The organism is Oerskovia enterophila (genome assembly GCF_044748475.1).
Classification (GTDB): Bacteria; Actinomycetota; Actinomycetes; order Actinomycetales; family Cellulomonadaceae; genus Oerskovia; species Oerskovia enterophila.
Genome location: NZ_JBIVFZ010000004.1, coordinates 334,573 through 361,070 on the forward strand (window position 1 = coordinate 334,573; position 26,498 = coordinate 361,070).

The 26,498-nt window shown below is 71.6% G+C and carries 23 protein-coding genes and 1 tRNA gene; 3 read left to right on the forward strand and 21 right to left on the reverse strand.

Annotation, left to right across the window (positions count from 1 at the left end):
• Nucleotides 1-15 precede the first annotated feature (15 nt).
• From ACIPWA_RS14475 to ACIPWA_RS14505, 7 genes are all read right to left on the reverse strand, one after another.
• The gene (locus ACIPWA_RS14475; protein WP_400291197.1) at nt 16-672 is read right to left on the reverse strand and encodes a TetR/AcrR family transcriptional regulator; all 657 of its coding nucleotides are present in this window, start codon (nt 670-672) and stop codon (nt 16-18) included.
• 82 nt (nt 673-754) lie between these two features.
• Nucleotides 755-2,026 carry a threonine/serine exporter family protein gene (locus tag ACIPWA_RS14480; RefSeq protein ID WP_082609033.1) on the reverse strand — a complete coding sequence of 424 codons (1,272 nt, stop codon included), beginning with the start codon at nt 2,024-2,026 and terminating at the stop codon, nt 755-757.
• A 144-nt stretch (nt 2,027-2,170) separates the two neighbouring features.
• Nucleotides 2,171-2,258 (reverse strand) — tRNA-Ser (locus ACIPWA_RS14485).
• A gap of 196 nt (nt 2,259-2,454) precedes the next feature.
• Entirely contained in the window at nt 2,455-2,994 is a 540-nt protein-coding gene (locus tag ACIPWA_RS14490; protein WP_157257694.1) for a GTP-binding protein, read from the reverse strand.
• Between the two features lie 367 nt (nt 2,995-3,361).
• Nucleotides 3,362-3,778 carry a DUF742 domain-containing protein gene (locus ACIPWA_RS14495; protein WP_056652781.1) on the reverse strand — a complete coding sequence of 139 codons (417 nt, stop codon included), beginning with the start codon at nt 3,776-3,778 and terminating at the stop codon, nt 3,362-3,364.
• A 10-nt stretch (nt 3,779-3,788) separates the two neighbouring features.
• Nucleotides 3,789-4,238 (reverse strand): roadblock/LC7 domain-containing protein, encoded by a 450-nt coding sequence (locus tag ACIPWA_RS14500; protein WP_030151141.1) that lies wholly within the window; start codon nt 4,236-4,238, stop codon nt 3,789-3,791.
• A 40-nt stretch (nt 4,239-4,278) separates the two neighbouring features.
• Nucleotides 4,279-8,028, reverse strand: coding sequence for an ATP-binding protein (locus ACIPWA_RS14505; RefSeq protein WP_400291198.1), 3,750 nt, complete (start codon nt 8,026-8,028; stop codon nt 4,279-4,281).
• Between the two features lie 221 nt (nt 8,029-8,249).
• Between ACIPWA_RS14505 and ACIPWA_RS14510 the strand changes: the two genes are divergently transcribed.
• Complete coding sequence (locus ACIPWA_RS14510; protein ID WP_400291200.1) at nt 8,250-9,227, forward strand: NAD(P)H-quinone oxidoreductase; 978 nt, start codon at nt 8,250-8,252, stop codon at nt 9,225-9,227.
• 54 nt (nt 9,228-9,281) lie between these two features.
• Nucleotides 9,282-9,950 (forward strand): bacterial proteasome activator family protein, encoded by a 669-nt coding sequence (locus tag ACIPWA_RS14515; protein ID WP_400291201.1) that lies wholly within the window; start codon nt 9,282-9,284, stop codon nt 9,948-9,950.
• Between the two features lie 48 nt (nt 9,951-9,998).
• On the opposite strand, the gene ACIPWA_RS14520 is transcribed toward ACIPWA_RS14515, so the two are convergent.
• The 5 genes from ACIPWA_RS14520 to ACIPWA_RS14540 all read right to left on the reverse strand — a co-directional run bounded on the left by ACIPWA_RS14520 (nt 9,999) and on the right by ACIPWA_RS14540 (nt 15,781).
• Nucleotides 9,999-10,892 (reverse strand): EamA family transporter, encoded by an 894-nt coding sequence (locus ACIPWA_RS14520; protein WP_400291202.1) that lies wholly within the window; start codon nt 10,890-10,892, stop codon nt 9,999-10,001.
• Between the two features lie 248 nt (nt 10,893-11,140).
• Nucleotides 11,141-12,079: a carbohydrate ABC transporter permease gene (locus ACIPWA_RS14525; RefSeq protein WP_068623494.1), complete on the reverse strand. Its 939-nt coding sequence runs from the start codon at nt 12,077-12,079 to the stop codon at nt 11,141-11,143.
• Nucleotides 12,076-13,065, reverse strand: coding sequence for a carbohydrate ABC transporter permease (locus tag ACIPWA_RS14530; RefSeq protein WP_056652799.1), 990 nt, complete (start codon nt 13,063-13,065; stop codon nt 12,076-12,078). Before ACIPWA_RS14530 ends, ACIPWA_RS14525 begins: the two co-directional genes overlap by 4 nt.
• 81 nt (nt 13,066-13,146) lie before the next feature.
• Nucleotides 13,147-14,538 (reverse strand): ABC transporter substrate-binding protein, encoded by a 1,392-nt coding sequence (locus ACIPWA_RS14535; protein ID WP_056652802.1) that lies wholly within the window; start codon nt 14,536-14,538, stop codon nt 13,147-13,149.
• Nucleotides 14,539-14,779: 241 nt separating this feature from the next.
• Nucleotides 14,780-15,781, reverse strand: a complete 1,002-nt coding sequence (locus ACIPWA_RS14540; protein ID WP_056652806.1) for a LacI family DNA-binding transcriptional regulator — start codon at nt 15,779-15,781, stop codon at nt 14,780-14,782.
• Nucleotides 15,782-16,031: 250 nt separating this feature from the next.
• Between ACIPWA_RS14540 and map the strand changes: the two genes are divergently transcribed.
• The gene (gene map, locus ACIPWA_RS14545; protein ID WP_068623485.1) at nt 16,032-16,814 is read left to right on the forward strand and encodes a type I methionyl aminopeptidase; all 783 of its coding nucleotides are present in this window, start codon (nt 16,032-16,034) and stop codon (nt 16,812-16,814) included.
• Between the two features lie 103 nt (nt 16,815-16,917).
• Here the strand turns inward: map and ACIPWA_RS14550 are convergent, their stop codons facing one another.
• From ACIPWA_RS14550 to ACIPWA_RS14590, 9 genes are all read right to left on the reverse strand, one after another.
• Nucleotides 16,918-17,484 carry a DJ-1/PfpI family protein gene (locus ACIPWA_RS14550; protein WP_056652812.1) on the reverse strand — a complete coding sequence of 189 codons (567 nt, stop codon included), beginning with the start codon at nt 17,482-17,484 and terminating at the stop codon, nt 16,918-16,920.
• A gap of 372 nt (nt 17,485-17,856) precedes the next feature.
• A complete protein-coding gene (locus ACIPWA_RS14555; RefSeq protein WP_068623638.1) occupies nt 17,857-18,639 on the reverse strand; it encodes an HAD family hydrolase in 783 nt (260 codons plus the stop codon).
• A gap of 164 nt (nt 18,640-18,803) precedes the next feature.
• A complete protein-coding gene (gene serS, locus ACIPWA_RS14560; protein WP_400291203.1) occupies nt 18,804-20,126 on the reverse strand; it encodes a serine--tRNA ligase in 1,323 nt (440 codons plus the stop codon).
• Nucleotides 20,127-20,235: 109 nt separating this feature from the next.
• On the reverse strand, nt 20,236-21,132 hold the full coding sequence (locus tag ACIPWA_RS14565; RefSeq protein WP_400291204.1) for an ABC transporter ATP-binding protein: 897 nt from the start codon (nt 21,130-21,132) through the stop codon (nt 20,236-20,238).
• 127 nt (nt 21,133-21,259) lie between these two features.
• Nucleotides 21,260-22,276: a FecCD family ABC transporter permease gene (locus ACIPWA_RS14570; RefSeq protein WP_056653525.1), complete on the reverse strand. Its 1,017-nt coding sequence runs from the start codon at nt 22,274-22,276 to the stop codon at nt 21,260-21,262.
• Between the two features lie 116 nt (nt 22,277-22,392).
• Nucleotides 22,393-23,493 (reverse strand): iron chelate uptake ABC transporter family permease subunit, encoded by a 1,101-nt coding sequence (locus tag ACIPWA_RS14575; protein ID WP_056652815.1) that lies wholly within the window; start codon nt 23,491-23,493, stop codon nt 22,393-22,395.
• Between the two features lies 1 nt (nt 23,494).
• A complete protein-coding gene (locus tag ACIPWA_RS14580; protein ID WP_400291618.1) occupies nt 23,495-24,370 on the reverse strand; it encodes a siderophore-interacting protein in 876 nt (291 codons plus the stop codon).
• On the reverse strand, nt 24,370-25,359 hold the full coding sequence (locus tag ACIPWA_RS14585) for an ABC transporter substrate-binding protein (RefSeq protein WP_056652821.1): 990 nt from the start codon (nt 25,357-25,359) through the stop codon (nt 24,370-24,372). The genes ACIPWA_RS14580 and ACIPWA_RS14585 overlap by 1 nt, the downstream gene beginning before the upstream one ends.
• Nucleotides 25,360-25,471: 112 nt before the next feature.
• A complete protein-coding gene (locus tag ACIPWA_RS14590; protein ID WP_056652825.1) occupies nt 25,472-26,497 on the reverse strand; it encodes an ABC transporter substrate-binding protein in 1,026 nt (341 codons plus the stop codon).
• Nucleotide 26,498: the final 1 nt, after the last annotated feature.

Here is a 26,498-nt window from a genome sequence, read left to right on the forward strand (position 1 = left end):
CGCGGTGAACAGGAGTCAGTGGGTGCGGCGCGACGACGCGACCGAGGCGTGCCCGGTCCGTGTCGCGTCGAGGAGCCGTTCGAGGAGGGCCGACCAGGTCTCGCGGGAGTCGACGTCGTCGACCGCCCCCGTGACCTCGACCCAGTGGAGATAGATCACGATGAGCCCGCTCATGACCGAGCCGACGAGCAGCTCGACGTCGAACGGGTCGGCCTCGGGGTGGCTCGAGGCCAGTCCTGTCGTGAGGCGCGTGCTGACCTCGGCGAACACCTTGATGAGGGTCAACGCGCGGCGGGGAGAGGGGCCGCCCTCGTCCCCGAGCACCCGCGTCAGGTAGGTCAGCGGGGTCACGAAGTCGGTCGCCCGCAGGGCGTCGGCGACCTCGTCGAGCAGCGCGGCGTCCGTGTGGGCGGGGTCCGCGCTCGTCGAGAGCGCGTCGAGGCGGCCGAGCGCCGCACCGACGACCTCGCTGCAGACCTCGGTCACGACGTCGTCGAGCGAGGCGAAGTGGTTGAAGACCGTGCGTCGCGAGACGTCCGCCCGTGCCGCGAGCTCGTCGACCGAGAAGGCCGTGCCGCCCGACTCGCCGATCAGGGCGGCCGCTGCGTCCACGATCGCGCGCCGGTGGCGCGCCTTGAGGGCAGCACGACGATCTCCGGTGGCGAGGGACATGTTCCTACGCTAAGTGCATCGATGCACTCGGTGCAACGAGCCGGGTGAGAGACCTGTGAAGCAATCGGGCCGACTCGGGCACCTACCGCTCGAACGTCCAGTTCTTGTCGGTGAGCATGCGCGCGACCGCGAGCCCGATCGACAGCGCGATGATGACGAGCCCGGCCTCCACGGTCGAGGCCAGCGCGTCGACCGTGGCCCCGCTGTTGAACTGGTACACCGCCCGGTACGCCGTGACTCCGGGCACCATGATCACCACGGCGGGCACGGACAGCGTGATGCGGGGAACGTTCATCGCCGGGGCGATGTAGGCCGCGAGGACGCCGACGACGAGCGCGGTCGCCGCAGCGGCGGCCTGCGACGCGAAGCCCGCGTCGATCATCAGGAGACGACCCACGTTGGCGACCATGCCGATCGACGCCGCGCCCACTGCCATCTTCCAGGGGCTGTTGAACATCAGCGCGAAGCCGAGGACGCCCGCGAAGCTGGCCAGGAGCCGGAGCGCGAGGAACAGGGTGTCGTCGAGCGCGGGCGGCGGCAGCCGGTCCGGTTGGAGGCCCGCGATCGCGGACACGGCCCACACCGCGAGGGCCGCCGACGCCAGGATCATCAGCGCGTAGGTCATGCGTGCGATCCCGGCCGAGAAGTCCAGCTTGGCCAGGTCGAGGGCCGCCGTCACGAGCGCGAACCCGGGCACCAGGAACAGGACCGCGGACACGTAGCCGGCCTCGTGCCCGCCGGAGAGCCCCAGCACGTTCTCGAAGGCCAGGACGACCAGCAGGTACGCGGACGCCGCCACGGTCGCCGCGAGCATGGTCGTGCCGAACTGGTTGATCCCCTTGTGCAGCATGGCCCGGCGCACCATCTGCCCCAGGAACGCGCCGACGAACACCGCGCCGCACTCGATCACGCCACCGTTGTTGAGGAACGCGAACGCTGCACACGCGATCGCCGCCCACAGGGCGTTGAGGAACGCACCGTAGAGCAAGGGCTTGGCGGCGATCCGTTGGAGCTCCGCGTCGACCTCGGCGGCCGTGACGTGCTCGGGCAGGTCTCCGACGTACGACTCGAGCTCCGACAGGCGGTCCGAGTTGATGCCGACCGCACGGACCTCGGAGACCTCGGTGCGGAAGTTCCGGTCGCGGTAGGACGTCGCGGTGATCTCGGTGAGCGTCACGTGGGCAGCGGTACGGTCCAGCCCCAGGGCGCGCCCCACCCGCGTCATGTGGGACTTCACGCGGTAGCTGCCGGTCCCCGCGGAGAGCGCGAGGCGCCCGACCCGCAGAACCGTGCCGGACTGTCGGACGAGCTCGCTCGGCCCCAGGCCCGGCTCGTCGGTCGCTTCTGCTGTCACCCCGTCATGATGTCCCGTCCGTCCCCCCGGTGCACCCACGGGCGACCCGGTGAGACGGTCCGGTCCACGTGTCCCGCGCGCCACCGAGCCCGTGAGACGACGAGAGGCCCCGGACCGCACGTGCGGTCCGGGGCCTCTCGCCAGTGGCGGAGGGCGAGGGATTCGAACCCCCGGTTGCTTGCGCAACAACGGTTTTCAAGACCGTCACATTAGGCCGCTCTGTCAGCCCTCCTGGGATGCTCCGACGCACATTCTGGCACGTCCGGGCACCTGTCGGCGCTGACCGGCACCGACCGGGCCCTGGCGCGACCACCGGTGGGCACGGTCGCGCTGCCCTCGCCCCGGCACGACGACGGCGGGTCACCCTGGGAAGGGAACCCGCCGCCGTACTGCGATCGTCGGGCTGTCCGGCCCGCGCGAGGAACGCGTCAGGCTGCGCCCGAGCGCAGCTGGCGCATCGCGAGCTGGACGAGCGAGATCAGCGTCTGCTTGGTCGCCGCACGCGAACGAGCGTCGGTGTAGAGCATGGGCACGTGCGCGGGGATCTGCAGCGCCTCACGGACGTCCTCGAGCTTGTGCTTGGCGACGCCGTCGAAGCAGTTGACGCCGACGACGAACGGGATGCCGCGCGACTCGAAGTAGTCGATCGCCGGGAAGCACTGCTCCAGGCGGTCCGTGTCCACGAGCACCACGGCACCGATCGCGCCGCGCACCAGGTCGTCCCACATGAAGAGGAAGCGGTCCTGGCCCGGCGTGCCGAACAGGTAGAGCCACAGCGAGCCCGGGAGCTCGATGCGACCGAAGTCCATCGCGACCGTGGTCGTCATCTTGCGGTCGCTCACGCCACCCGCGTCGTCGACCCCCACCGAGTGCTCCGTCATCGCGGCCTCGGTGTTGAGCGGCTCGATGTCCGAGATGGAGCCGATGAACGTCGTCTTGCCCACGGCGAAGCCGCCCGCGACGACGATCTTGACGACCGTCGGCGCGGTCCGCGTCGCCTGAGGGGCGGCCGCAGGAGCTGCCGCGGGAGCGGCGGGAGCGGCGACGGGCTGAGCGGCCACCGGCTGCTGGGCCGCCGGGGCGGGCGCCTGCTGCACTGGCGGCGTCTGGTGGACCGTCGGCGCCTGCTGCGCGGCGACCGGGGCAGGGCTCTGCGGCGAGGGCGCCGGAGCCGCTGCCGCCTGCGGGCTCAGCACGCTCTGGCGGACCGGGGCCGCCGACTGCGCAGCGGGAGCCTGCACGCTGGGCGCACCGCCCCCGGGCGCGACCGGAGCCCATGACGGGCTCGCGACGGCCGGGCCGGCGCCAGGCTGCGGCTGACCGCCCGAGGCAGCGTCAGAGGGTGGAAATGCCATTGAGAACACTCTCCAAGATGCTCAGGGACAGTCCCGAGTTGCTGCCGCCGTGGCCGGTGTGGACGTTCAGCGGTGTCGACGTGTGAACCGTCAGGTAGTTGTCCTCGGCGAGGTCGGCGACGAGGATGCGGGTGACGCCGAGGGGCATCCGCAGAAGCGCTGAGAGCTCGGCGATCGACACGTAGTTGTGAGCGGCGTGCTGGAGGATCGCGCGCTTCTCAGGAGGCAGGCCGTAGCTGTTCACAGCACCCGGCATCACCTCGACGAGGGCCTCGAGCGGGAGGTCCGAGGTCGCCGAACGGACACGTCCGCCGGTCACCGCGTACGGACGGACCGTCGCGGCCTCGTACGAGTCCGAGCTGTGCGCTCCCAAGCTGCCAAAAGGTGCGTTCGTCATCGACCTAACCTCATCCCACCGGGGCTCGTGTTGCTCCGTCAACAGGCAGGCTACCGCGCATCTCCGAGATCAACTGAGGCGTCAGGGTCGCCTCGGTCCGGGAGACGAGAAGCGCCATCTCGTAGCCGATCAGTCCGATGTCGCACGTGGACTCGGCGACGACGCCGAGGACGGATCCGTTCGACACGTTCATGAGGAAGAGGAAGCCGTTGTCCATCTCGACGATCGACTGACGGACGTTGCCCCCGTTGAGCTGACGTGCGGCCCCTCGGGTCAGGCTGGACATGCCGGACACGATCGCGGCGAGCTGGTCACCGCTCGTGCGGTCCAGCTGGTCGGACATCGCCATGAGCAGGCCGTCCGCAGACACCACCAGGGTGTGCCGACTTCCCGGGACGGTCCGCACGAAGTTGTCGAGCAACCACCCGAAATTGGTTGCTTCGGTGCTGAGCGCGTTCACACTTCCTCCTTGTCAGTTGCCACAGACGGCGAGCTGTTCGTTACCGCGACTGCGGCGCTGAGTCAGGGACATCATTCCCGTGCAAGGACGGGTCCGTCGACCCCGTCTCGTCGTCGGCCTCGACCCGTCCCCGGGCCGTCGCCGACTGGAAGGCTGCGAGCCGGGCTCGCAGCTGCTCAGGATCGCGATCGATCTTCGCGGTGAACCGGTCGACGTAGTCCTCGCGGTTCACCGTCCGCGCGCGCCGCGTCAGTCCGGACGCCGTGACGTCGGACTGGGCCTGGGGGCTGTACGTGCCGGCCGACTCCGCGAACGCCTTGCCCTGGACCTCGGGCCCGTTCCGCAGCAGCGTCGACATCTCCTCGTAGAGCACGGCCGAGGCGATCCAGTCGGACCGTGCCTCGACCGAGTCCGACACGTAGGTCGGGTCGAGAGGCTCGATCTGCTCCTGGGCCGGACGCCGGACCAGAGGCACCGGCGCCGCCTGCGCAGGTGCCTGCGGCTGTGCCGCTGCAGGTGGCGGCGCGAACGAGGTCGGCGCGGCCGGAGCCGCGAAGGCGACAGGCTGCGAAGAAGTCTGAGGCTGCTGGTAGGCGACCGGTGCGGCCTGAGGCTGCTGGTAGGCGGCAGGCGCGGCCTGCTGCACGGCGGGGGCCTGGGGCTGCTGGTAGGCGACGGGCGCCTGCTGGTCCGCTCCCGCGGGCTGCGAGGAGAGCGCGGCGGCCGAGGGACGGATGACGGGCAGCGTCCCCGTCCGGGGACGACGGTTGAAGATCCCTCGCTTGCGCGCCTGGCTCTCACGCAGCGACCGGCGCGTCGGCAGGTCGGCCATGAGGTCCTCGAACTTCGGCAGCGCCTCGAACGAGAGCTCCTCGGGGATCTCTTCCTGGTGCGCGGACGCGACGGGTGCAGCCTGCCCTGCCGGAGCCTCGTGGGCCACGACGGGCGGAGGGGACTGCACGACCGGGGGCTCGAAGCTCGCCGCGGGGGGTGCGGCCGGGGCCTCGTACGCCACGGCCGGTGGAGCGAACTGCTGGACCGGCGCCTCGGCTGCGGCCGGGGCATGGCGCTGCGGAAGGTCGATCACCGGGACTGCCGGCTCCTCGCCGCGGACCGGCAGGACGACGGGCGCCTCGACGACGGGAACCTCCGCGACCGGCACGAAGGGCACCTCGGTGACCAGCTGCTCGGCGACAGGCGCGACGGGCACCTGGGCGACCGGCGCCTCGCCCTCGGACGCACCGAGCGGCTCGATCGCGAACTGCGGGGCCCACGTGCCGTCGTCGGGCACGAAGTCCGGGACGGAGATGTCGGTCGCCGAGACGTCCGGGGCCGCGTCGAGCTCGACGGCCTGCTGCTCGGCGGTGCTCGGATCGGTCGTGCCCAGGGCACGGAAGCTCGTGAACATCGCGGACCGCGTGCTCACGTCCAGGACGGGGATCTCGGCCGACACCGGCTGGACGTGCGGCATGACGCCGGTCGTCTCCGCGGGGCTCGTGGCGCGAGCGCGGCTCGGCAGCGAGTTGCCCGTGGCCGCGACACCCTCCGGCGGGGACCACGCGTCGGGAGCCGCGGGCAGGTCCAGGGGCAGCGACGGGGTCGCCAGCGGCGGCAGGACGATCGAGCCGGTCTGCGGACCGGGGACGAACGACGCGCTGGGCGCCGAGCCTGCAGGGTCCATGCCGCGCGAACGACGACGGGGCATGCCCGTGGACGTGGCGCCGTCGGTCAGTGCGGCGAGGTCGACGGCAACGGCGACCGGGGCCTCGTGGTCGATCTGCGGGGTCGAGGTCGTGGCGGGCCCCGAGTACACGGGTGCGGCGGGCTGCGGCGCGGGCGCCGAGATCTGGTCCGCCGCGACCTGCGTGCGGTTGTCCAGCGGGTCCGTCGGCATCGGCAGCGGCACGTTGGAGTCGGGCACGAAGAGGACGTTCGGGAAGCTGACCGTGACGAGGGTCCCCGCCCCCTCGGGGGCACGCTCGAACGTCACGCGCGCACCGAGACGGTCGGAGATGCGCCCGACGACGTACAGGCCGAGACGCTGCGAGCCGACGACGTCCGACGCGGCGTGCGCGTTGACCTTGCGGTTCGCCTCGCCGATCTCCTCGGGGGTCATGCCGAGCCCGTGGTCGCGGATGATGATCTTGACGAAGCGCTCGTCGCGCCCCGTGCTGACCTCGACCGGGGTGTGCGGCTCCGAGAACATCGTCGCGTTCTCGAGGAGCTCCGCGATGAGGTGCGCGGCGTTGAGGGCGTTGTGCCCCAGCATGAGCGGGTCGACGACCAGGTTCAGGCGGACACGGTCGTACAGCTCGATCTCGGACGACGCCGTACGGATGACGTCGGAGGCCGGCATGGGCTGGCGCACGCGTCGGCCCGAGTCGATGCCCGCGAGGACCAGGAGCGACTCCGCGTTACGTCGCATCCGCGTCGCGAGGTGGTCGAGGCGGAACAGGTTCGACAGCGTGTTGGCGTCTTCCTCGGACCGCTCGAGGTCGTCGAGGAACGCGAGCTGACGGTTGAGGAGGACCTGGTCGCGGCGCGCGACGTTGACGAACATCTCGGCGATCGAGCCACGGAGAGCAGCCTGCTCCCGGGCGACCTGGATGGTCGTGGAGTTCACGTCGTTGAACGCGTTGGCGAGCTGGCCGACCTCGTCGGTCGACTCGATCTCGATCGGCTGGATGCTGATGCCGGGTCCCTGCCCCGGGATCGACACCTGCTCGACGAGGCGGGGCAGCTGGTCACGCACGTCCTGGGCTGCGTCGGTCAGGCGACGCAGCGGGTTCACGATCTGACGTGCGATGGCACCGGCCACGGCGATCGTGGCACCGAAGGCGAGCAGGGTCACGAGGATCGTGATGACGGCTCGCGTCACGGCGGCCGTCGCGTTGTCCGACGCGATCTCGCCCGTCTCCGCGAGGACCTTGTCACGGACCGGGGTGATGTTCTTGAGGTCGTTGGCCGAGGCCGCCGACCAGTCCTGAAGGGCGGTGGCGCCCGTCGCGGCGTTCCCGGCGAGGCCCGAGCGCAGGCTGACGTAGGTGCCGATGGGTGACGGGATGACCTGGTCGATCCGCAGCTCTCGGACGGCCTTGCGCGCCTGCACCGCCTTGGTGTCTCCCTCGCTGACGAGACGCGCGGCACGGAGCGAGGCAGGGCCGATGTTGATCGGCGCACTGGGGTTCGCCTTCAGCGTCAGGATGTCGTCGAAGAGGAACTGGACCACGGGGAGCTCGAGCGATACCTGGCTCATGAGCACGTTGGCGTCGACGTACGCGTCGAGGAACTGCGCGAGGGTGCGGTCGTCGGACGTGTCCGCGAGGACGCGCGGGACGTCGAGCGCGTCGTCGATCAGGGTGTTGTACTTCGAGGTGAAGCCGAGCTCCTGGATCGAGTTCGTGTCGATCTGCTTGCGGATGTCCGTGAGCTCGGCACGGTCCTTGACCGTCGCGTCGACCGCGTCGCGCACGCGCTGGTCGAGCATCGACATGTTGAGGCCGGCATACACGGCGTCGCGTCGGTCGAGGGCCTTGTCCGATGCGAGGCGAGCCTCCTCGACCAGGGCGTCAGCGTCCTCGACCCTGTGCACTCGCTGGATCTCGGCGGCGCGCTCGGCGGCCACGGCCCTCCCGGCGACGTCCTGGGTCGCGAACGCCTTGACCAGTGCCTGCGCCTGCTGGGCGACCCGCGCCTCGTTGATCGCCTGGACCGAGAAGATCGTCGCGGCCAGGAACAGGACGAGGACAGGCAGCGCGAGTGCCGCAAGGATCTTCCCGCGAACGCTCAACCTGCGGAGCATACGAACCTCTCTCCAAACCCTGTAACCAGCGGAAGTTCGTGGGTCCCGGTCGCCTCCGACCGTCCCCCACGCGCCAGACGTGCGTACTAACTATCGGTGCACTTGCCCCGCAGACCTAATCCGGTCATCCGGGGCAAGGCGGTACGTCGAGCCGCGGCTCTCCGCTGACGGACACGAGTCCTCGTCGACGAGGACGTAGTGTCTTTTGTGTGCGAGCCGTCACGATAGCGGCCCCGGGCGGGCCAGAGAAACTCACCATGTCCACACTCCCCGACCCCGAACCGGGTCCCGGAGAGGTGGTGATCGACGTCGTCTCGAGTGGCGTGAACCCTGCTGACCTGCTACAACGCGCCGGCCACTACCCTCCACCACCCGGCGCCCCGGTATGGCCGGGTCTCGAGGTGTCTGGGGTGATTTCGGCGATTGGCCCGCGTCTCACAGGGTGGGACGTGGGCGACGAGGTCGTCGCCCTGCTCGACGGCGGGGGCTACGCGGAGAAGGTTCGCGTCCGGGCCTCTCAGGTCCTTCCCCTGCCCGACGGCGTCACCCTCGTCGACGGGGCCGCCCTGCCCGAGGCCGTGTGCACGGCGTGGAGCAACCTGGTCGACGTCGGGCGCCTCGCCCGGGGCGAGGTCCTGCTCGTGCACGGCGGCTCGGGAGGAGTCGGCTCGGTCGCGACGCAGATCGGGGCCGCGCTCGGTGCCCGGGTGATCACGACCGCGGGTGGCCCCGAGCGCACGGCGCGCTGCCTCACGCTCGGCGCGGAGACCGCCGTCGACCACCGGACCCAGGACTTCGTCGCCGCGGTGCGCGACGCCTCGGGCGGCGCGGGCGCGGACGTGGTGCTCGACGTCGTCGGGGCCGCCTATCTCCCCGACAACCTCCGGGTGCTCGCGACGGGCGGACGGCTCGTCGTGATCGGGATGCAGAAGGGGCGCCGTGGTGAGCTCGACCTGGGGATGCTGCTCGCCAAGCGCGCCCAGGTGAGCGGCACGACCCTGCGCGCGCGGCCCGCCGAGGAGAAGGCAAGGCTCGTCCGCGACGTGCTCGAGCACGTCTGGCCCCTGGTCGCCGACGGGCGCGTCCGGCCCGTCGTCCACGCGCGGCTTCCCCTGGAGCGTGCCGCGGACGCGCACCGGCTCCTGGAGTCGGGCGAGGTGTTCGGCAAGGTCCTGCTGCTCCCCTGACGCAGGTGCGCCCCGACCGTCGCGCGGAGCGCCTGTTCGGGTCAGACTGGGGCGATGAGCGACGAGCCGCGCACCGACCAGAGCCCCGACCCGACCGAGAGCGGGCAGCAGACCCCTCCCGAGAGCACGCAGGGGGGCCCTGAGGACGCCCCTGCGGACGAGGGCGAGGCTCAGCGCGTCACGATCGTCGGGCCCGACGGGACGGGGGTCTCGGTCGTCGCGAGCGACGACTCGACCGACGAGGACCGCAACCCGAGCGCGGTCATCGAGGAGCCCGCCAAGGTCATGCGGATCGGCGGCATGATCAAGCGCCTGCTCGAGGAGGTCCGCGACGCGCCCCTCGACGAGGCCGCGCGCAGCCGCCTCGCGGAGATCCACGAGAGGTCGCTCAAGGAGCTCGAGGAGGGGCTCTCGCCCGACCTGGTCGCCGAGCTTCACCGCATCTCGTTGCCGTTCACCGACGACGCAGTGCCGTCCGACGCCGAGCTGCGCGTGGCGCAGGCCCAGCTCGTGGGCTGGCTCGAAGGGCTGTTCCACGGCATCCAGACGGCCCTCGTGGCCCAGCAGATGGCGGCGCAGGCCCAGCTCTCGCAGATCCGCCGCGCGCTGCCGCCGGGCACGCTCCCGGTCCCGGGCATGCCCGGTCACCCCGGGCAGCACGCGCGGCCGGGCGCCCCACGCGAGGGCGACGACGGCCGGCCCTCACCGGGCCAGTACCTCTGAGACCTGCTGCACCTCGGCTCCCGCCCGTGCAGCTCGCCCCCGTGCGCTCTACGCGGGCGGCGGGTCCGTGCGCTGAGCGGTCATCGCGATGGCCCCCGAGACCAGGAGCAGGCCGACGAGCTCGAGCCACGACGGGAACTGCTGGAGCACGACGGCGCCGATCACCACCGCGGTCGCGGGCAGCATCGCGAGGAGCACGGAGAACGTCGCGGCGCTGACCCTGCGCAGGATGAGCTGCTCGAGCACGTACGGGACGACCGACGAGCACACCGCGATCCCCACGACCGCGAGGAGCAGCTGCCAGTCCTCGAGCACGGCCCCGGACGACGGCGCCAGGAACGGCGCGAAGACCAGGGCGCCCGCGGCCATCGCGACCGAGAGCGACGTGACCCCTGACCCGGCCAGGGCCACGCGGCGGCCCAGCAGGATGTACGCGGCCCAGCACGCCGCCGCGAGACCGATCGCGACGAGCCCGATCACGACGTCCTCGCGCGGCAGGTCGGACGTGAGCGTGACGCCCGCGAGGAGCACGACGCCCACCGCCGCGACCGCGATGCCGCCGCGCTCGCGCCAACCCCGCCCGGTGATCGCCGCGACCGCCACGGGACCGATGAACTCGATCGCGACCGCCGACCCGAGAGGAAGATGGTCGATCCCGACGTAGAACGTCACGTTCATGGCAGCCAGGGCCACGCCGAACACCGCGGCCCACGCGAGGGTGCGCCAGGTCCAGCGCTGCCGCCACGGGCGGCGCCACGCGAGGAGCAGCAGAGCCGCGACGACGATGCGCAGCCAGGCGACCTCGGGCGCACCGACGACCGCGAACAGCCCCACCGCGATCGCGGCGCCGAGGTACTGGGTCAGCCCGGAGACGACGAAGAGGGCGGGCGGAGGGACCCGCCCTGCGGCGGAAGCCAGCGCACGGCTGGGGCCAGAGAGCACCCGACGACCCTACGTCGGGCCCTGCCGACCCCGAGACCAGGAGCACCTGGCGACGTGTGGCGCGCGACGCCGTCGGGCAGCAGGGCCACCCCCCGCAAGCACCGGTCACGAGTCCTCTGCGAGCCCACCACCGCGCAAGGGGGTAATGCGCGCAGAGACGTCGGGCGGGGTCGTTCGCGCGGCCGTGGCCGGGCCTGCCGGATGGCAGGCCGTGCGAACAACCCCGCCCGACGGCGGAGCACCGAGACTCACCCCTTGACGGAACCCGCCAGGAGACCTCGGACGAAGTACCGCTGGAGCGCCAGGAAGACGATGACCGGGACGACCATCGAGATGAACGCTCCGGCCGGCAGCAGGTGCCAGTTGGCGCCTCGTGACCCGGAGAGCTCGGCGATGCGGACCGTGAGGGGCGCGACGTCGAGCGCCGAGCCGAAGGTCAGCGCGACGAGCAGGTCGTTCCACACCCACAGGAACTGGAAGATCCCGAACGCCGCGATGGCCGGGACCAGGAGCGGCATGAGGACCGTGAAGAAGATCCGCACGTGCCCTGCGCCGTCGACGCGCGCGGCCTCGACGAGCTCACGCGGGATGTCCTTCATGAAGTTGTGGAACAGGAAGATCGCGAGCGGCAGCGCGAAGATCGTGTGCGAGAGCCAGACGGGCCAGAACGAGCCGTCGATGCCCCAGCTCACGTACTGCGAGAGCAGGGGCACGAGCGTGACCTGGATGGGGATGATCTGGAGCGCGAAGACCGCGACGAACAGCAGGTTGCGGCCCCGGAAGTCGATCCACGCGAACGCGTACGCCGCGAGGAGCGCCAGGGTGATGGGGATGATGACGGCCGGCAGGGTGATGACGACCGAGTTCACGAAGTAGCTCGCGAAGTTGGTCGAGCTGCCGAAGAGCGCGTCCTGGTAGTTCTCGAGCGTGAACTCGGGGTTGCTGAACGCGGTCCACCAGCCGGTGCGACGGATGTCCGCGGCGGGGCGGAACGACGTGACGAGCAGCCCGAACGTCGGGATGGTCCACAGGACCGCGAGGACGATCGCGATGGCCGACGCGCTCTTGGAGCTCGCGCGACGGCGGACGGCGCCCGCCCGACGGTCGAGGCTGTCGAGCTTGCCGACGCCCTTGCCCTGCTCGGGGGTCTCGTCGACGATCGTGGTGTCGGGGATCGGGATGCTCATCGGATCTCCTCCGACGCCCGCAGCTGGCGCACGTTGTAGATGATGATCGGGATGACGAGGATGAACAGGATCACGGCGAGCGCGGCGCCGAGGCCCTTCTCGCCCTGTCGCAGGGCCTGCGTGTAGAACTCGTTCGCGACGACCGAGGTGTCGAACCGCCCGCCCGTCATGGTCCGGACGATGTCGAAGACCTTGAGGGTGCCTATCGCGATCGTCGTGAGGACCACGATGAGCGCAGGGCGGATGCTCGGGACGGTGATGTAGCGGAACATGCGCATGCCCGAGACCCCGTCGAGGCGGGCGGCCTCGACGATGTCGTCGGGGATGGCGCGGATGGCCGCGGCGAGGATCGTCATGGCGAACCCGGCCTGGATCCAGATCATGACCATGATGAGGAAGAACGTGTTCCAGGGGGCGTCGAGCAGGAACTTCTGGGGTTCGAGCCCCACCCAGACGAGGATCTGGTTCAGGAGACCGATCTGCTGGATGTTCCCGATGTCCGCCTTGTACTCGTACATGAACTTCCAGATGATGCCCGCGCCGACCATCGAGATGGCCATGGGGAGGAAGATCAGGGTCTTGGCGAACTTCTCGAAGCGCGACCGGTCGATCACGACCGCGTAGATCAGGCCCAGCAGCGTCGAGACGAGCGGGACCACGATGACCCAGATCGCGGTGTTGCGCAGGACCACCTGGAACTCGTCGCGGGTCAGCGCGGTGATGTAGTTGTCGAGCCCGACGAACTCCGTGCTGGTGCGGTTGAAGAACGAGTCACGGACCGTCTTGATGCCCGGGTAGAGCAGCCCGAACCCGATGAGCAGGAGCGCCGGGCCGGCGAAGACCGCGGCGATCACCCAGTTGGGGACCCGCTTGGGTAGGTCCGCGAGGAAGAGGATCACGCCCATCACGACGACGAACAGGAGGATCGCGAACAGCATGACCGCGAACTTCCCTGCCGGACCGTCAGGCGTCAGTAGCCAGTCCATGGAGCACTCCTTCGTGCGATGGGGGCCCGCCATGGTGGCGGGCCCCCATCTGTGGATCGTAGGTCAGGCGTCAGCGGACGGTCAGGACGTCGGCCACGAAGCCTCGATCGCGTCGAGCACCGCGGTGTCCGACTTGTCGCTCGCGATCCACTCGGTCATCTCGGTCCAGAACGACCCTGCTCCCACGGCGGCGGGCATCATGTCCGAGCCGTCGAAGCGGAACACGTAGCTGTCGTCGGTCAGCAGACCGTACGAGAGCTGGTCGATCGGGGACTGCAGGAGGCTCTTGTCGAGCTCCTTGTTGGCGCTGATCCAGCCCTGCGGGGTCGCGGTCGCCTTGGCGTTCGACCACTCGGGGCTCGTGAGGAACGCCTGGAAGGCCTGGACCTCGGGACGGTCAGCGAACGAGACGACGAACTCGCCGCCGCCCAGGACCGGCTTGGCCTCGGTGTCGTTGCCCGGGAAGTAGAACGCGAAGACGTCGCCGTCCTCGGCCACCGTGGTGCCCTCGGGCCAGTTGGCCTGGTAGAACGACGCCTGGCGGTGCATGTAGCAGAGGCCGTCGAGGATGGGCAGGCCGCCCTCGGTGAACTCGGTCGTCGCGATCGACGAGACGTCGCCGATGCCGCCGTTGACGTAGTCGTCGTTCTTGAGCACCGTGCCGACCGTGGCGAGGGCCTCGGCGATCTGCGGGTCGTTGAACGGGATCTCGTGGTTGACCCACTGGTCGTAGACCTCGGGTCCGGCCGTACGGAGGACGACGTCCTCCATCCAGTCGGTCGCGGGCCAGCCCGTGGCCTCGCCCGAGCCGATGCCGGCGCACCAGGGCTTGATCTCGCCGTCCGGGTTGTCCTCGACGATCTGGTCGGAGAGCGCGATGAGCTCGTCCCAGGTGGTGGGGATCTCGTAGCCGGCGTCCTCGAACATGGCCGGGGAGTACCAGACGAAGGACTTCACGTTGGCGCCGAGCGGGGTCGCGTAGAGCGTCCCGTCGACCGTCCCGTAGTCGCGCCACGACTCGGTGTAGAACTCGTCGACGTTGGCCGACGCGGCGTCCCCGACGGGGAGGATCGCGTCCGGGTAGTCCTGGACGAGGCTCTTGAGGAAGCCCGGCTGGGGGATGTAGGCGATGTCCGGCGCGCTGCCGGACTGGATGCGGATGGGCAGCTGCGCCTCGAACTCCTTGGAGCCCTCGTACTTGATGGTGGCGCCCGTGCAGTCCTCGAACGGCTTGTAGGACTCCTGCTGCTGCTCGGCCTCGGTGTCGACGATCGTCGTGTAGACCGAGACCGTCTTGCCCGAGAGGTCGCCGTACTCCTCGTAGGCGGAACAGTCCGCGGTCGCGGCCTCGGTGTCTCCGGCGTCGCCTCCGTCGCCGCTGCCGCTGCACGCGGTGAGCACGATGGCGAGGCTCGCGCCGCCAGCGACGGCCGCGAGCGCGCGGCGCTTGATGGACAGGGTGCTTCTTGCCATGACTTTTCCTCCACAACGTTGTGGTGCTGACATCGCGGTCGGCCCGCAGGTGTCGCAGTCACGTCGGCCACGACGCGACTGCCCCACTGCTCATGCAAGCGTTTACATCTCGGTTGCGCAAGCACAAGCAGGGGTCACTTCAGTAACGATTCCGTTACTCATGACGCCTCGCAACCGCCCAATGTGGTCACGCTCCCACATCTGTGACCTGCGAAAGCCCCGGAACGCCGCGGAAACGGGGTCAACGAGGACGTGCGGTCGAGGTCCGCCGGACGAGGCGCGTCGGGTACGTCAGGCTCTCGGGGACGGGCGCGCCGTTGATCATCTCCATGAGCAGCATCGAGGCGTCCGCGCCCTGCTGATAGGCGTCCTGCCCGATCGTCGTGAGCCCGACCAGCTCGCCCAGGTCGTGCCCGTCGACCCCGATGACCGACAGGTCCCCGGGCACGTCCAGCCCCAGGTCACGGGCCGCGAGGATCGCTCCCATCGCCATCTCGTCCGAGGCCGCGAAGATCGCCGTGACGTCGGGCCTGCGGCGCAGCAGCTCCCTGGTCGACGACCGGCCGCCCTCGACGTCGAACCCCCCGTTGGCCACGAGCCCGGCCGAGACCTCCAGGCCCGCGGCGACCAGCGCGCGCTCGTAGCCCGTCGAGCGCTCGACGGGCGGCGACCACGACGAGACCAGGTCAGGCATGCCCGTGACGTGCCCGATCACGCGGTGGCCCAGGTCGATCAGGTGCCACGTCGCGAGGGAGCCAGTGCGGACGTCGTCGAGCCGGACCGTGACCTGGTCCGCGGGGCCCGAGCCCACGAACGCGAGCGGGGTGCCCAGCTCGACGAGCGAGCGGACCTCGTCGTCGTCGAGCGGGAGCCCCACCACCAGGGTCCCGTCGACGCGCCGCCGCAGCACCGTGGGGTCGACCTTGCGCCGCGGCCGGTCCTCCCCCACCTCGAACGTGTAGAGCAGCACGTCGTAGCCCACCGAGCGCAGCGCCCGCTCGGCGCCCTCGATCACGTTGGCGAAGAACCAGCGGCTGACCCACGGGGTGATCACGCCGATCGTGCGGGTCCTACCCGTCGCGAGCGAGGCCGCAGACGGCGACGGGACGTACCCCAGCTCCTCGGCCACGGCCCGGACCCGTGCGCGCGTCGCCGCCGAGACGTTCGGGAGTCCGCGCAGGGCTCGCGAGACCGTCGCCGTCGAGACCCCGGCCGCCTGCGCTACCTCGTCGATTCCTGCCACGAGGAGCGATTCTCCCCCTCACGGCGGTCAGAAGCGATTCGCGCCCGGCATGCGCGCACCGGGCGCGCGTCCTGCGTCGCCACCGGACCGAGGCGCACCCCACCCCACGACCACCGCGCCACGGCGGGCCGCGGCGCCCTGGGAGTTGCGCCCCGCCTGCCCTCCCGTGACACCCTGGGAGCAGGTCGGAGAGCCCCGTGGAACCCCGCATCGGCCCCGGCACACCCGAGCACGCACCGAGAGGAACACCATGATCGAGCTGAGGACCCCCCGCGAGATCGAGCAGATGCGCCCGGCCGGCCGCTTCGTCGCGGACGTCCTCACGCAGGTCAGCGCCGCCGCGAAGGTCGGCGTCAACCTGCTCGAGCTCGACGCCCTGGCCCACCGGATGATCAAGGAGCGGGGCGCCGAGTCCTGCTACATCGACTACCACCCCTCGTTCGGGGCGAGCCCTTTCGGCAAGGTCATCTGCACCTCGGTCAACGACGCCGTCCTGCACGGCCTGCCGTTCGACTACCGCCTCCAGGACGGCGACCTGCTGAGCCTCGACTTCGCGGCCTCGGTCGACGGCTGGGTCTCCGACAGCGCGGTGTCGTTCGTCGTCGGGAACCCGCGCGGGGGCGACCGCGGCGCCGCGGACCAGAAGCTCATCGAGGCGACGCAGGACGCGCTCGCCGCGGGCATCGCGGCCGCGCAGCCGGGCAACAAGATCGGTGACATCTCGGCGGCGATCGCGGCCGTCGGGCACGGGGCCGGCTACCGCATCAACACCGACTTCGGCGGGCACGGCGTGGGCCGCACCATGCACGGCGACCCCCACGTGCCCAACGACGGCCGCAAGGGCCGCGGCTTCCCGCTCAAGCCGGGCCTCGTGATCGCGATCGAGCCGTGGTTCCTCGAGACGACCGACGAGATCTTCACCGACCCCGACGGCTGGACGCTGCGCAGCGCCGACGGCTCGCGCGGCGCGCACTCGGAGCACACGGTCGCGATCACCGAGGACGGGCCGCTCGTCCTGACGGCGCGCGACTGACGCTCGGTCGTTCGCTCGCGAGGTAGAGGGCCCGCGTCGAGGGAGAGGGTTCGGACCCTCTCCCTCGACGGTCCCCCTCTACCCGGGGCCGAGGGAGATCGCCTCACGCCACGGGCGCCGACGCCTCGAGCAGCTTCATGAACTCGCGCATCCACGCCGGGTGGTCGGGCCAGGCTCGCCCCGTGACGAGGTTGCCGTCGACGACGCCCGCCCCGTCCTCGAAGATCCCTCCGCCCGCCTCGACGTCGAGCCGCAGCTCCGGGTAGGCCGACGACGTCCTCCCCTCGAGCACGCCCGCCGCCGCGAGCAGCATGGGTCCGTGACAGATCGCCGCGACCGGCGCACCCGCGGCGAAGAAGTGCTGGACGATCCGCTGCGCGTCGGGGTCGTTCCTGATGTACTCCGGCGCACGGCCGCCCGGCACCACGAGCGCCACGTAGTCCGAGGGGTCGACGTCGGCGAACGCGACGTCGGCCGCGAGCGTGTGGCCGAGCTTCTCGGTGTACGTGTCGAACCCGTCGACGAAGTCGTGCACGACGAGCTGGACCTTGCGCTTCGAGGGCGCCGCGACGTCGACCTCGTAGCCCGCCTCCAGCAGCCGCTGGTAGGGGTAGAAGACCTCGAGGGTCTCGCCGCCGTCACCGGTCAGGAGGATCACCTTGGGAGCCATGCCGCACCTCCGTGCATGTCGTCGCGCTGCGCCGCGCGAGAGCGTCCGGGCGGCGTCGGTGCCGCCGGTCCACCCAGCGTGCGCCGCGGCGTCGACGCGGGCAAGGGCGGTTCGCACCAGGTGAGAAACGCATGCCCGACGGCGTCGCGCACCACCCGTCGAGGCGTCGCTATGCTCGCCCCATGACCGCAACGTCGCGGCGAGCCGGTCCTGCGAGGCCCACGCCGCGAGGTAGAACGTCCTGCGCGAGGTAGTACGCAGCGCGTTCTACCTCGCGCAACGCGTTCTACCTCGCCGCGCGACCGGTGACGGGCCTCTTGTAGAACGTCGCCGAGTCCTCGTACCCGAGCCTCGCGAACAGCCCGCGAGCCTTCAGACCAGACTCCGCAGCACGGCGACCGCGCCGGCCTCGTCGATGCTGCCCGTGACCTCGTCGGCCGCGTCCTTGACCTCGGGCTCGGCGTGGCCCATGGCCACCCCGCGACCGGCCCAGCGCAGCATGTCGATGTCGTTGCTGCCGTCGCCCACGGCCACGGTCGCCCCCGGCGCCACGCCCAGCAGGCCGCGCACGCGCTCGAGCGCGCTCGCCTTGGTCACGCCCAGCGGCGCGATGTCCATCCACGCCGTCCAGCCGACCGCGTACGTCACGTCGCTCAGCCCGAGCGAGCGTGCGAGCTCGCTGAAGGCCTCGCTCGTGGACCCGGGACTGCGCACCACGACACGCGTGACCTCGCCCGACCACAGCTCCTCGAAGTCGACCACGTCGTGCACGCCGTCGAGCTCGCCGTGCGGGAAGAGGTCGTTCATGCGGAAGCCGACGCCCACGTCCTCGACCGCGAAGAGTGCGTCGGGGAGCTGGTCGCGCAGCAGCCGCAGCGCGTTCTCCGGGTTGAACGTGATCATCTCGTCGACCACGTAGCCCGTGGGCGAGGCGTCGTCGAAACGAGCCGTCACGGCACCGTTCGAGCACACCATGTACCCCTCGGCGAGGCCGAGGCGCTCGGCGATGGGCAGCACCGCGATGAGCGAGCGGCCCGACGACAGCATCACGTGGTGCCCCGCCGCGCGCACGGCCGCGACGGCCTCGACGACGCCGTCGCTCAGGACGTCGTCGTGGCTCAGGATCGTCCCGTCGATGTCGAGCGCGACGAGCAGCGGGCCCTCCCCCGGGCGGGCCGGGTGCGCGGGAGACGCGGCAGCGGTCTCCCCGGCAGCAGGATCCGTGCCCGACGGCGCCACCTCGCCCGGGGACGGCGACGCACCTGAGGGTGCGGCGTCGTCGGGCCGGGTGGTGGTCCTGACGTCCGGCGAAGGACCCGTCACTTCGTGACCTTCGACGAGCCCTTCGGCGATCCGGCCGACGGCGCGACCGGCTCGAGGACCTCGAGCCCGCCCAGGTAAGGACGCAGGCCCTCCGGGACACGGACCGAGCCGTCGGGCTGCTGGTGGTTCTCGAGGATCGCGACGATCCAGCGCGTCGTGCCCAGGGTGCCGTTGAGCGTGGCGACCGTGCGGGTCTCCGCCTTGCCGTCGACCTCGACGCGCTCGCGCACGCCCAGGCGGCGGGCCTGGAACGTGGTGCAGTTCGAGGTCGAGGTGAGCTCGAGGTAGCGCTCCTGCGTGGGCAGCCAGGCCTCGCAGTCGAACTTGCGGGCCGCGCTCGACCCCAGGTCGCCCGCGGCCGTGTCGATCACGCGGTACGGCAGCTCGCACTTGCGCAGCATGGCCTCCTCCCAGCCCAGGAGGCGCTGGTGCTCGGCCTCGGCGTCGGCCGGGTCGATGTAGCTGAACATCTCGACCTTGTGGAACTGGTGCACGCGGATGATGCCGCGCGTGTCCTTGCCGTACGAGCCGGCCTCGCGGCGGTAGCACGCGCTCCAGCCCGCGTAGCGCTTGGGGCCCTCCGACAGGTCGAGGATCTCGCCCGAGTGGTAGCCCGCGAGCGCGACCTCGCTCGTGCCGACCAGGTACAGGTCGTCGGCCTCGAGGCGGTAGATCTCGTCCGCGTGGGCGCCCAGGAAGCCCGTGCCCTGCATGATCTCGGGGCGCACGAGCGTGGGCGTGATGACGGGCGTGAAGCCCTCCTGGATCGCCTGGTCCATCGCGGCGTTGAGCAGCGCGAGCTCGAGGCGCGCCCCGATGCCCGTGAGGTAGTAGAACCGCGCCCCCGACACCTTGGCGCCGCGCTCGGTGTCGATCGCGCGCAGGCCCTCGCCCAGCTCGAGGTGGTCGCGGGGCGTGAAGCCCTCGGCCGCGAAGTCGCGGACGGTGCCCTCCTCGCGGAGCACGACGTAGTCGTCCTCGCCGCCCGGAGGGGCACCCTCGATCACGTTCGAGATCTTGTAGAGGACGTCCTTGAGCTGCGCCTCGGCGTCGTCGGCGTCCTTCTGCCGGGCCTTGACGCCCTCGGCGAGCTGCTTGGTGTGCGCGAGCAGGGCGGACTTCTCCTCGCCCTGCGCCTGGGCGACCTTCTTGCCCAGGGACTTCTGCTCGGCACGCATCTGCTCGAAGTCCGTCAGCGCGCTGCGACGGCGGGAGTCGGCGTCGAGCGCCTGGTCCACGAGGGCGGGGTCGTCGCCGCGAGCCACCTGGCTGGCGCGGACGACGTCGGGGTTGTCGCGCAGAAGTCGAAGATCGATCACCACTAGAGGGTATCCAACGTGCGGGAGGGCGCGACACGGGGCCCGCCGAGGGGGACCCGAGCGGACGCCGCCGGTGACGCGCACCGGTCACCCCCGGCGGGCGAGCCCGTCACCCCCGGCGACCCAGCGGGATCACCAGCGGCGTGCCCGTGACCGGGTCGTCGATGATCGTGCACCGCAGCCCGAACACCTCCTCGACCAGCTCGGCCGTGACGATCTCCCCGGGCGCCCCCTGCGCCACCACGGCCCCGTCCTTCATCGCGACCAGGTGCGTCGCGTAACGGCACGCGTGGTTGAGGTCGTGCAGCACCGCGACGAGCGTGCGCCCCTCGCGGTTGAGGTCGCCGAACAGCTCGAGGAGCTCGATCTGGTGCGCGATGTCGAGGAACGTCGTGGGCTCGTCGAGCAGCAGCAGCTCGGTCTCCTGCGCGAGCACCATGGACACCCACACGCGCTGGCGCTGCCCGCCCGACAGCTCGTCGACGGGCCGCGCCGACAGCGGCGTGACCTGCGTGGCCGCGAGCGCCCGCACCACGGCGTCCTCGTCGTCGCGCGACCACTGCCGCAGGAGCTTCTGGTGCGGGTAGCGGCCGCGCGCGACGAGGTCCGCGACCGTGATGCCGTCGGGCGCGATCGACGTCTGGGGCAGGAGCCCGAGCCGGCGCGCGACCTCCTTGGCCTTGTAGGACGTGATGGTCTTGCCGTCGAGCACGACCTGCCCGGCGCTCGGGGTGAGCAGCCGCGACAGCGCGCGCAGCAGGGTCGACTTGCCGCACGCGTTGGGTCCCACGATCACGGTGAACGACCGGTCGGGGATCGCGACGTCGAGCCCCTGGGACACGATGCGCTCGTGGTACCCGATGCTGAGGCCTTCGGCGCGCAGCCGGGGCTCGCCGGGGGCCACGAGCGTGGCCTGGGGAGGAGCGGCCTGCCCGACGGCGGGGCTCGCCGCGGGTGCGTCGGCCTCGGCCGGGGTCGTGGTCACCGGGTGCGTCGTGGCGGTCATCGCCGTCTCCTCGGGAGGGGTGGGGCTGGTCGGGGGTGCGTCGGGGGTGCGTCGGCGGCAGGCACGGACAGCGTGGCCGGGGCCGTGCGGGTCGCGGGCCGGCGGGTCGCGGGTCGGGTCCAGGTGCTCACTGCCGCCTCGCCTCCCGGGCGAGCAGCCACACGAGGTAGCAGCCGCCGATGCTCACGGTCACGACGCCCACGGGCAGCTGGGTGGGCGCGAACGCCCGCTGTGCGACCAGGTCGCTCGCGGCGAGCAGCGCGGCCCCCATGGCGGCCGAGGACGCGAGCCCGACGGTCGCGCCGCGCGTGAGGCGGCGGGCGAGCTGGGGGGCCGCGAGCGAGATGAACGCGATGGGTCCGGCCGCGGCCGTGACGAGCGCGGTCAGGGCGACGCCCACGACGACGAGCGAGAGCCGCGTGCGCTCGGAGCGGACCCCGAGGGCCTGCGCGGCGTCGTCGCCCATCTCGAGGACGTTCATGCGTCGCCCCAGGAGGAACAGCGGCGGCACGAGGACCGCGAGGATGAGCACGACCGGCAGGACCTGGGTCCACGACAGCCCGTTGAGGCTGCCCGCTCCCCAGGTCGCGGCGGCCATGGCACGCGAGAGCTCGGCCTTGAGGATGAGCCACGTGTTGACCGACGCGAGCATCGCGCTGATCGCGATGCCCACGATGATGAGCCGGAAGCCCTGGACGCCGTTCTTGTACGCGAGCAGGTAGACGATGCCCGCGGTCGCGAGCCCGCCGATCATGGCCCCGGCCGCGACCGCGCCGTACGAGCCCCCCAGGACCAGGATCACGACGAGCGCGCCGGTGTAGGCGCCCGTGTTGAACCCGATGATGTCGGGGCTGCCGAGGGGGTTGCGGGTCAGCGACTGGAAGATCGCGCCGCTCATCCCCAGCGCCCCGCCCAGCAGGATCGCGAGCAGGACGCGCGGCAGGCGCCACTCGACCACGACCATGCGGACCACGTCGGAGGCCTCGCCCGTCAGGGCGCGCAGGACGTCGGGCACGGGCACCGCGTAGTCGCCCACGCCGAGCGCGACGACGCCCACGGCCGCGGCGAGCAGCACGAGCACGAGGGTCACGACGGCGGCTCGCACGTCGAGGCGTGCGGAGAACCCTCCGCGTCGCGAGCGCAGGACGCGTGTGGGCCGGCCGAAGTCGAGGCGCGCACCGGCCGACGGGGCGCCCGCGGGTGCCGGGGAGGTGCCCGAGACGTCGGGCCCCCCGGGGAGCGGGGTCTGCACGGGAGCCGTCACAGCCCGCTCACCTGCCTGCGTCGCACGAGCCAGATGAGGACGGGGGCGCCGATGAACGCCGTGACGATGCCGACCTGCAGCTCGGCGGGCCGCAGGACCAGGCGCGCTGCGACGTCGGACACCAGGAGCAGGACGGGCGACAGGACGAGCGTGTAGGACAGGATCCACCGCTGGTCCGGGCCCACGATCCAGCGCGCGACGTGCGGGACCATGAGCCCCACGAACCCGATGGGGCCCGCGGCGGCCGTCGCGGCCCCGCACAGGAGCGTCACGGCGATCACGACGATCGTGCGGGTCCGGTTGATGTGGGCGCCGAGGGACCGGGCCAGGTCGTCGCCCAGCGCGACCGCGTTGAGCGGGCGCGCCGCGACGACCGCGAGCACGACCCCCACGAGGATGAACGGCGTGACCGTCCCGACCATCTCCCACGAGCGGTTGCTGAGCGTGCCCGCTCCCCAGTAGCGCATCTTGTCGAAGACCTGCGGGTTGAGCAGCGTGATCCCCGACGAGATCCCGCCCAGCACCGCGCCGATCGAGATCCCGGCGAGCGTGAGCCGGACGGGCGTCGCGCCCCCGCGCCCGAGCGAGCCGATGAGGTACACGACGACCGTCGTGACGATCGCCCCGAGGAACGCGAACCAGATGTACTGCTGGATGTTGACGACGCCGAACGTCGCGACCCCGAGCACCACGGCGAAGCCCGCGCCCGCGTTGACGCCCAGGATGCCGGGGTCGGCGAGCGGGTTGCGCGTCAGGGCCTGGATCAGCGCACCCGAGAGTCCGAGCGCGACGCCGACCAGCAGGCCGAGGGCCGTGCGGGGAAGGCGCAGGTCGCGCAGGATGACCACGTCGTTCGGGTCAGCGCCGGGCGCACCGACCAGCGCGGACCACACCGAGGTCAGCGGGATCGTCTTGGAGCCCACCGCGAGGCTCACGAAGAGCATCAGGACCAGGACCCCGACGGCGACGAGCAGCCACGCGGTCCGCGACGCGTTGGTCGCGGCGAGGCCGGGCGCCCTGTCGGCGGCCGGGGTGGGGGCTGCCGACGAGGCCGGCGGGGCGCCGGCCCCCGCAGGGGCCCGTTCGGTCGTCGTCATCTCACAGCCCCAACGACTCGAGCTTGTCGAAGTACGCGTCGGTGATCTCTTCCTCGTCACGCTCCTCGTCGGCCCACAGGGAGTCGATCCACGCCTTGACGCTCGGGTCGAGGTTCTCCCAGCGCTCCTCCCACTCCTCGGCCCCCGCGGTCCAGTACCCGATGGTCTTGTAGGCCGTGACGGGCAGCCCGCGCTCGTGGCGCAGGTACTTGCGGACGGCGCGCAGCACCTTGGTCTCGCCCGCGAACCAGACGTACCCGACGCCGTCGGGCAGGTCGATGCTCCGCAGGATCTCCTCGAGCCGGCACGGGCCGTGGCCGTTGCCGCCGTAGACCCACGCGATGTCGACGTCGGGGTTCACGGGGAAGGACTGGCGGTGACCCGCGTCGGGGACCTCGACGACGACGCGCGTGCGCACGCCCGCCGGGGCCTGCTCGATCAGCCGGCCGACCGCGGGCAGGCCCGTCGCGTCCGCGAGGAGGATCTGCCACGCGAGGTCCGCGGGCGGGTCGTACAGCCCGCGGGGGGAGCTCAGCCCGACGACGTCGCCCGGCGTCGCCTGCTGGGCCCAGGTCGCGGCGACTCCCCCGTCGTGCACGACGAAGTCGATCACGACCAGGCCCGGCGCGGGCACCGCGCGGACCGTGTAGGTCCGCATGGGTGACGCCTGGACGCCCTCGGGGTAGTCCCACGAGTCCTCGGTCGCGAACGGCAGGACGGGTTCGGCCTCGCCCGGCGTGGGCAGGAAGACGCGCAGGTACTCGTCGCCCACGCCCGTCGACTCGAAGTCCGCGAGCCCCTCGCCGCCCAGCGTGACCCGGATCATGCCCGGGGTCAGGCGCTCGACCGCCACGACCTCGGCCCGGTGGATGCGCATCACGGCAGCAGCGCCTTCTCGACGACCTCGAGGAACGCGTACTGGCCGCTGGGCGACCCGTAGACCATCTCGAGGTCGTGGACCGCGACGTTCTGGTTCGTGACGAACGGCAGCGCGGCCCACAGGCCGTTGCCCGCGAGCTCGGCGAACGGGTCGTCGAGCTCGCCCGTCTTCTCGTCCGGCGCGGTCGAGGTGAAGGCCCAGTCGATGCCCGCGAGCTGCTCGAGCTGCTCGGTGCCGAGCGTCGTGCCCTCCTCGGGCTCGACGAGCGGCGAGATCTTCAGGCCCAGGTCCTTGAAGACCAGGCAGGGCGTGCCGTAGCAGGACACGATGATCTCCCCGTCGCCGTAGCCCACGGGGGCGACGACCGGGTCGATGCCGGCCTCGGCGAGGCGGGCCTTCACGTCGTCGACCTTGGCCTGGTACCTCGCGGTCCAGGCGTCGTGCTCCTCGACCCTGTCGAACGCCTCCGCGACCTCGGCGAAGCTCTCGCGCCAGTCGCGGCCGTCGAACCCGTTGAAGCTGTAGGTCGGGGCGATGTCGGGGAGCTTGGTCACGAGCTCGTCGTCGTAGCCCAGACCGTTGAGGATCACGTCCGGCTGGGCCGCGAGGATCTCCTCGTAGTTGTACTCGGGGAAGTTCTCGAACGACTTGATGCCCGCGAGCGCGTCCTGGTCGAAGAACGACGGGAAGGTCGTGTACCCCTGCGAGCGGATGGGCTGCGACCCCGCGAGCGGGATGCCCAGGGTGATGAGCATGTCGAGGTCGGTCGTGTACACCCCGAGCGCGGCCTGCGGGTCGGCCGGGATCGTGGTCTCGCCGAACGCGCTCTGGACCGTGCGGGTCCCGGCATCGTTCGTGTCGGCGCCGCTCGTGCCGCCGCTGTCCCCGGCGTCGGTCCCCGACGCGCACGCGCCCAGGAGCAGGGCGAGCGTGGCGGCCGAGGCGGTCGCGAGCAGGGTGGACCGGCGGGTGGTGCGTGTGGTCATGGGACTTCCTGGTTCGGGTGGCCGCGGGGTCGCGGCGAGGACGGAGCTGTCGTGGGAGCCCGCGGTCGCGGGCGTGGAGGGCCGTGGGCGCCGGGCGCCCTCGGCGCCGAGGTCAGAGCAGGCGCGCGGCCTCGCGCAGGTCCTCGGCGAAGACCTGGGCCGTCAGGGCGAGCCCGAAGTTGCGGTCGTAGCGGAGCTCGGCCACGCGGCCCGCCTGGACGGCGGGCACGGCGAGCCACGCGGGGTTGGACGCCGCCGGGTCGTCGGGGTTCTGGAGGACGACCAGGTCGGCGTCGTGGAAGAGGTCGAGGTTCTCGAACGAGAACCGCTGGACAGAGCCGTTGCTCTGCCCGGCGGCCGGGAGCACGAGGTCCATGCCGACGTCGCGGGCGATGCCCGAGCAGAAGCTGTCGGGCTCCTGGATCCAGAAGCCCTCCTCGTCGGCACCCGCGATGACGACCTTGCGGCCGGTCACGAGCGGGGCGATCTCGGCCGAGACGTCGGCGACCGTGGCGTCGTAGGCGTCGATCGCCTCGATCGCCTGCTGCTCGCGCCCGAACGCGGCGAGCTGGCGGCGCAGCGACGCCTTCCAGTCGGGGTCGTCGTCACCGACGACGAGGACGGGCGCGATGCCCTCGGCCAGCAGCTCGTTCTCCTGGTAGTAGTTCCACCACCCCGCGCCGACCACGAGCATGTCGGGCGAGTGGGACAGGATCGACTCGGCGTTGGGCTCGATGTTGGACCCACCCAGGCGCTCGACCCCCGCGGGCAGGTGCGCCATGAGGTGGCTCTCGTCGGACCACTCGGTGGCCACGATCGGCAGCCCGGCGAGGAGCGCGAACTCGAGGCCCGCCCGGGCCTCCAGGACCACGACCCGCTCGGGGTGCAGGGGCAGGTCCGTGCGGTAGCCGTCGTGCTCGAACGGCATGGTCTCGCCGCCCGCGGCAGGTGTGCCCGCCGCCTGGCCCGACCCGTCGCCGCACGCCGCGAGGAGCCCCGCGACCGTGAGCGCCCCGGCGCCGACGAGGAAGTCACGGCGCGTGATCGCGGCGACGACCCGTTGCCACTGGTCGTCGCCGACCGGGGTGGACGTCGCGTCCACAGGGGTGTCGGGGCGGGCGGTCAGGACGAGGGTCACG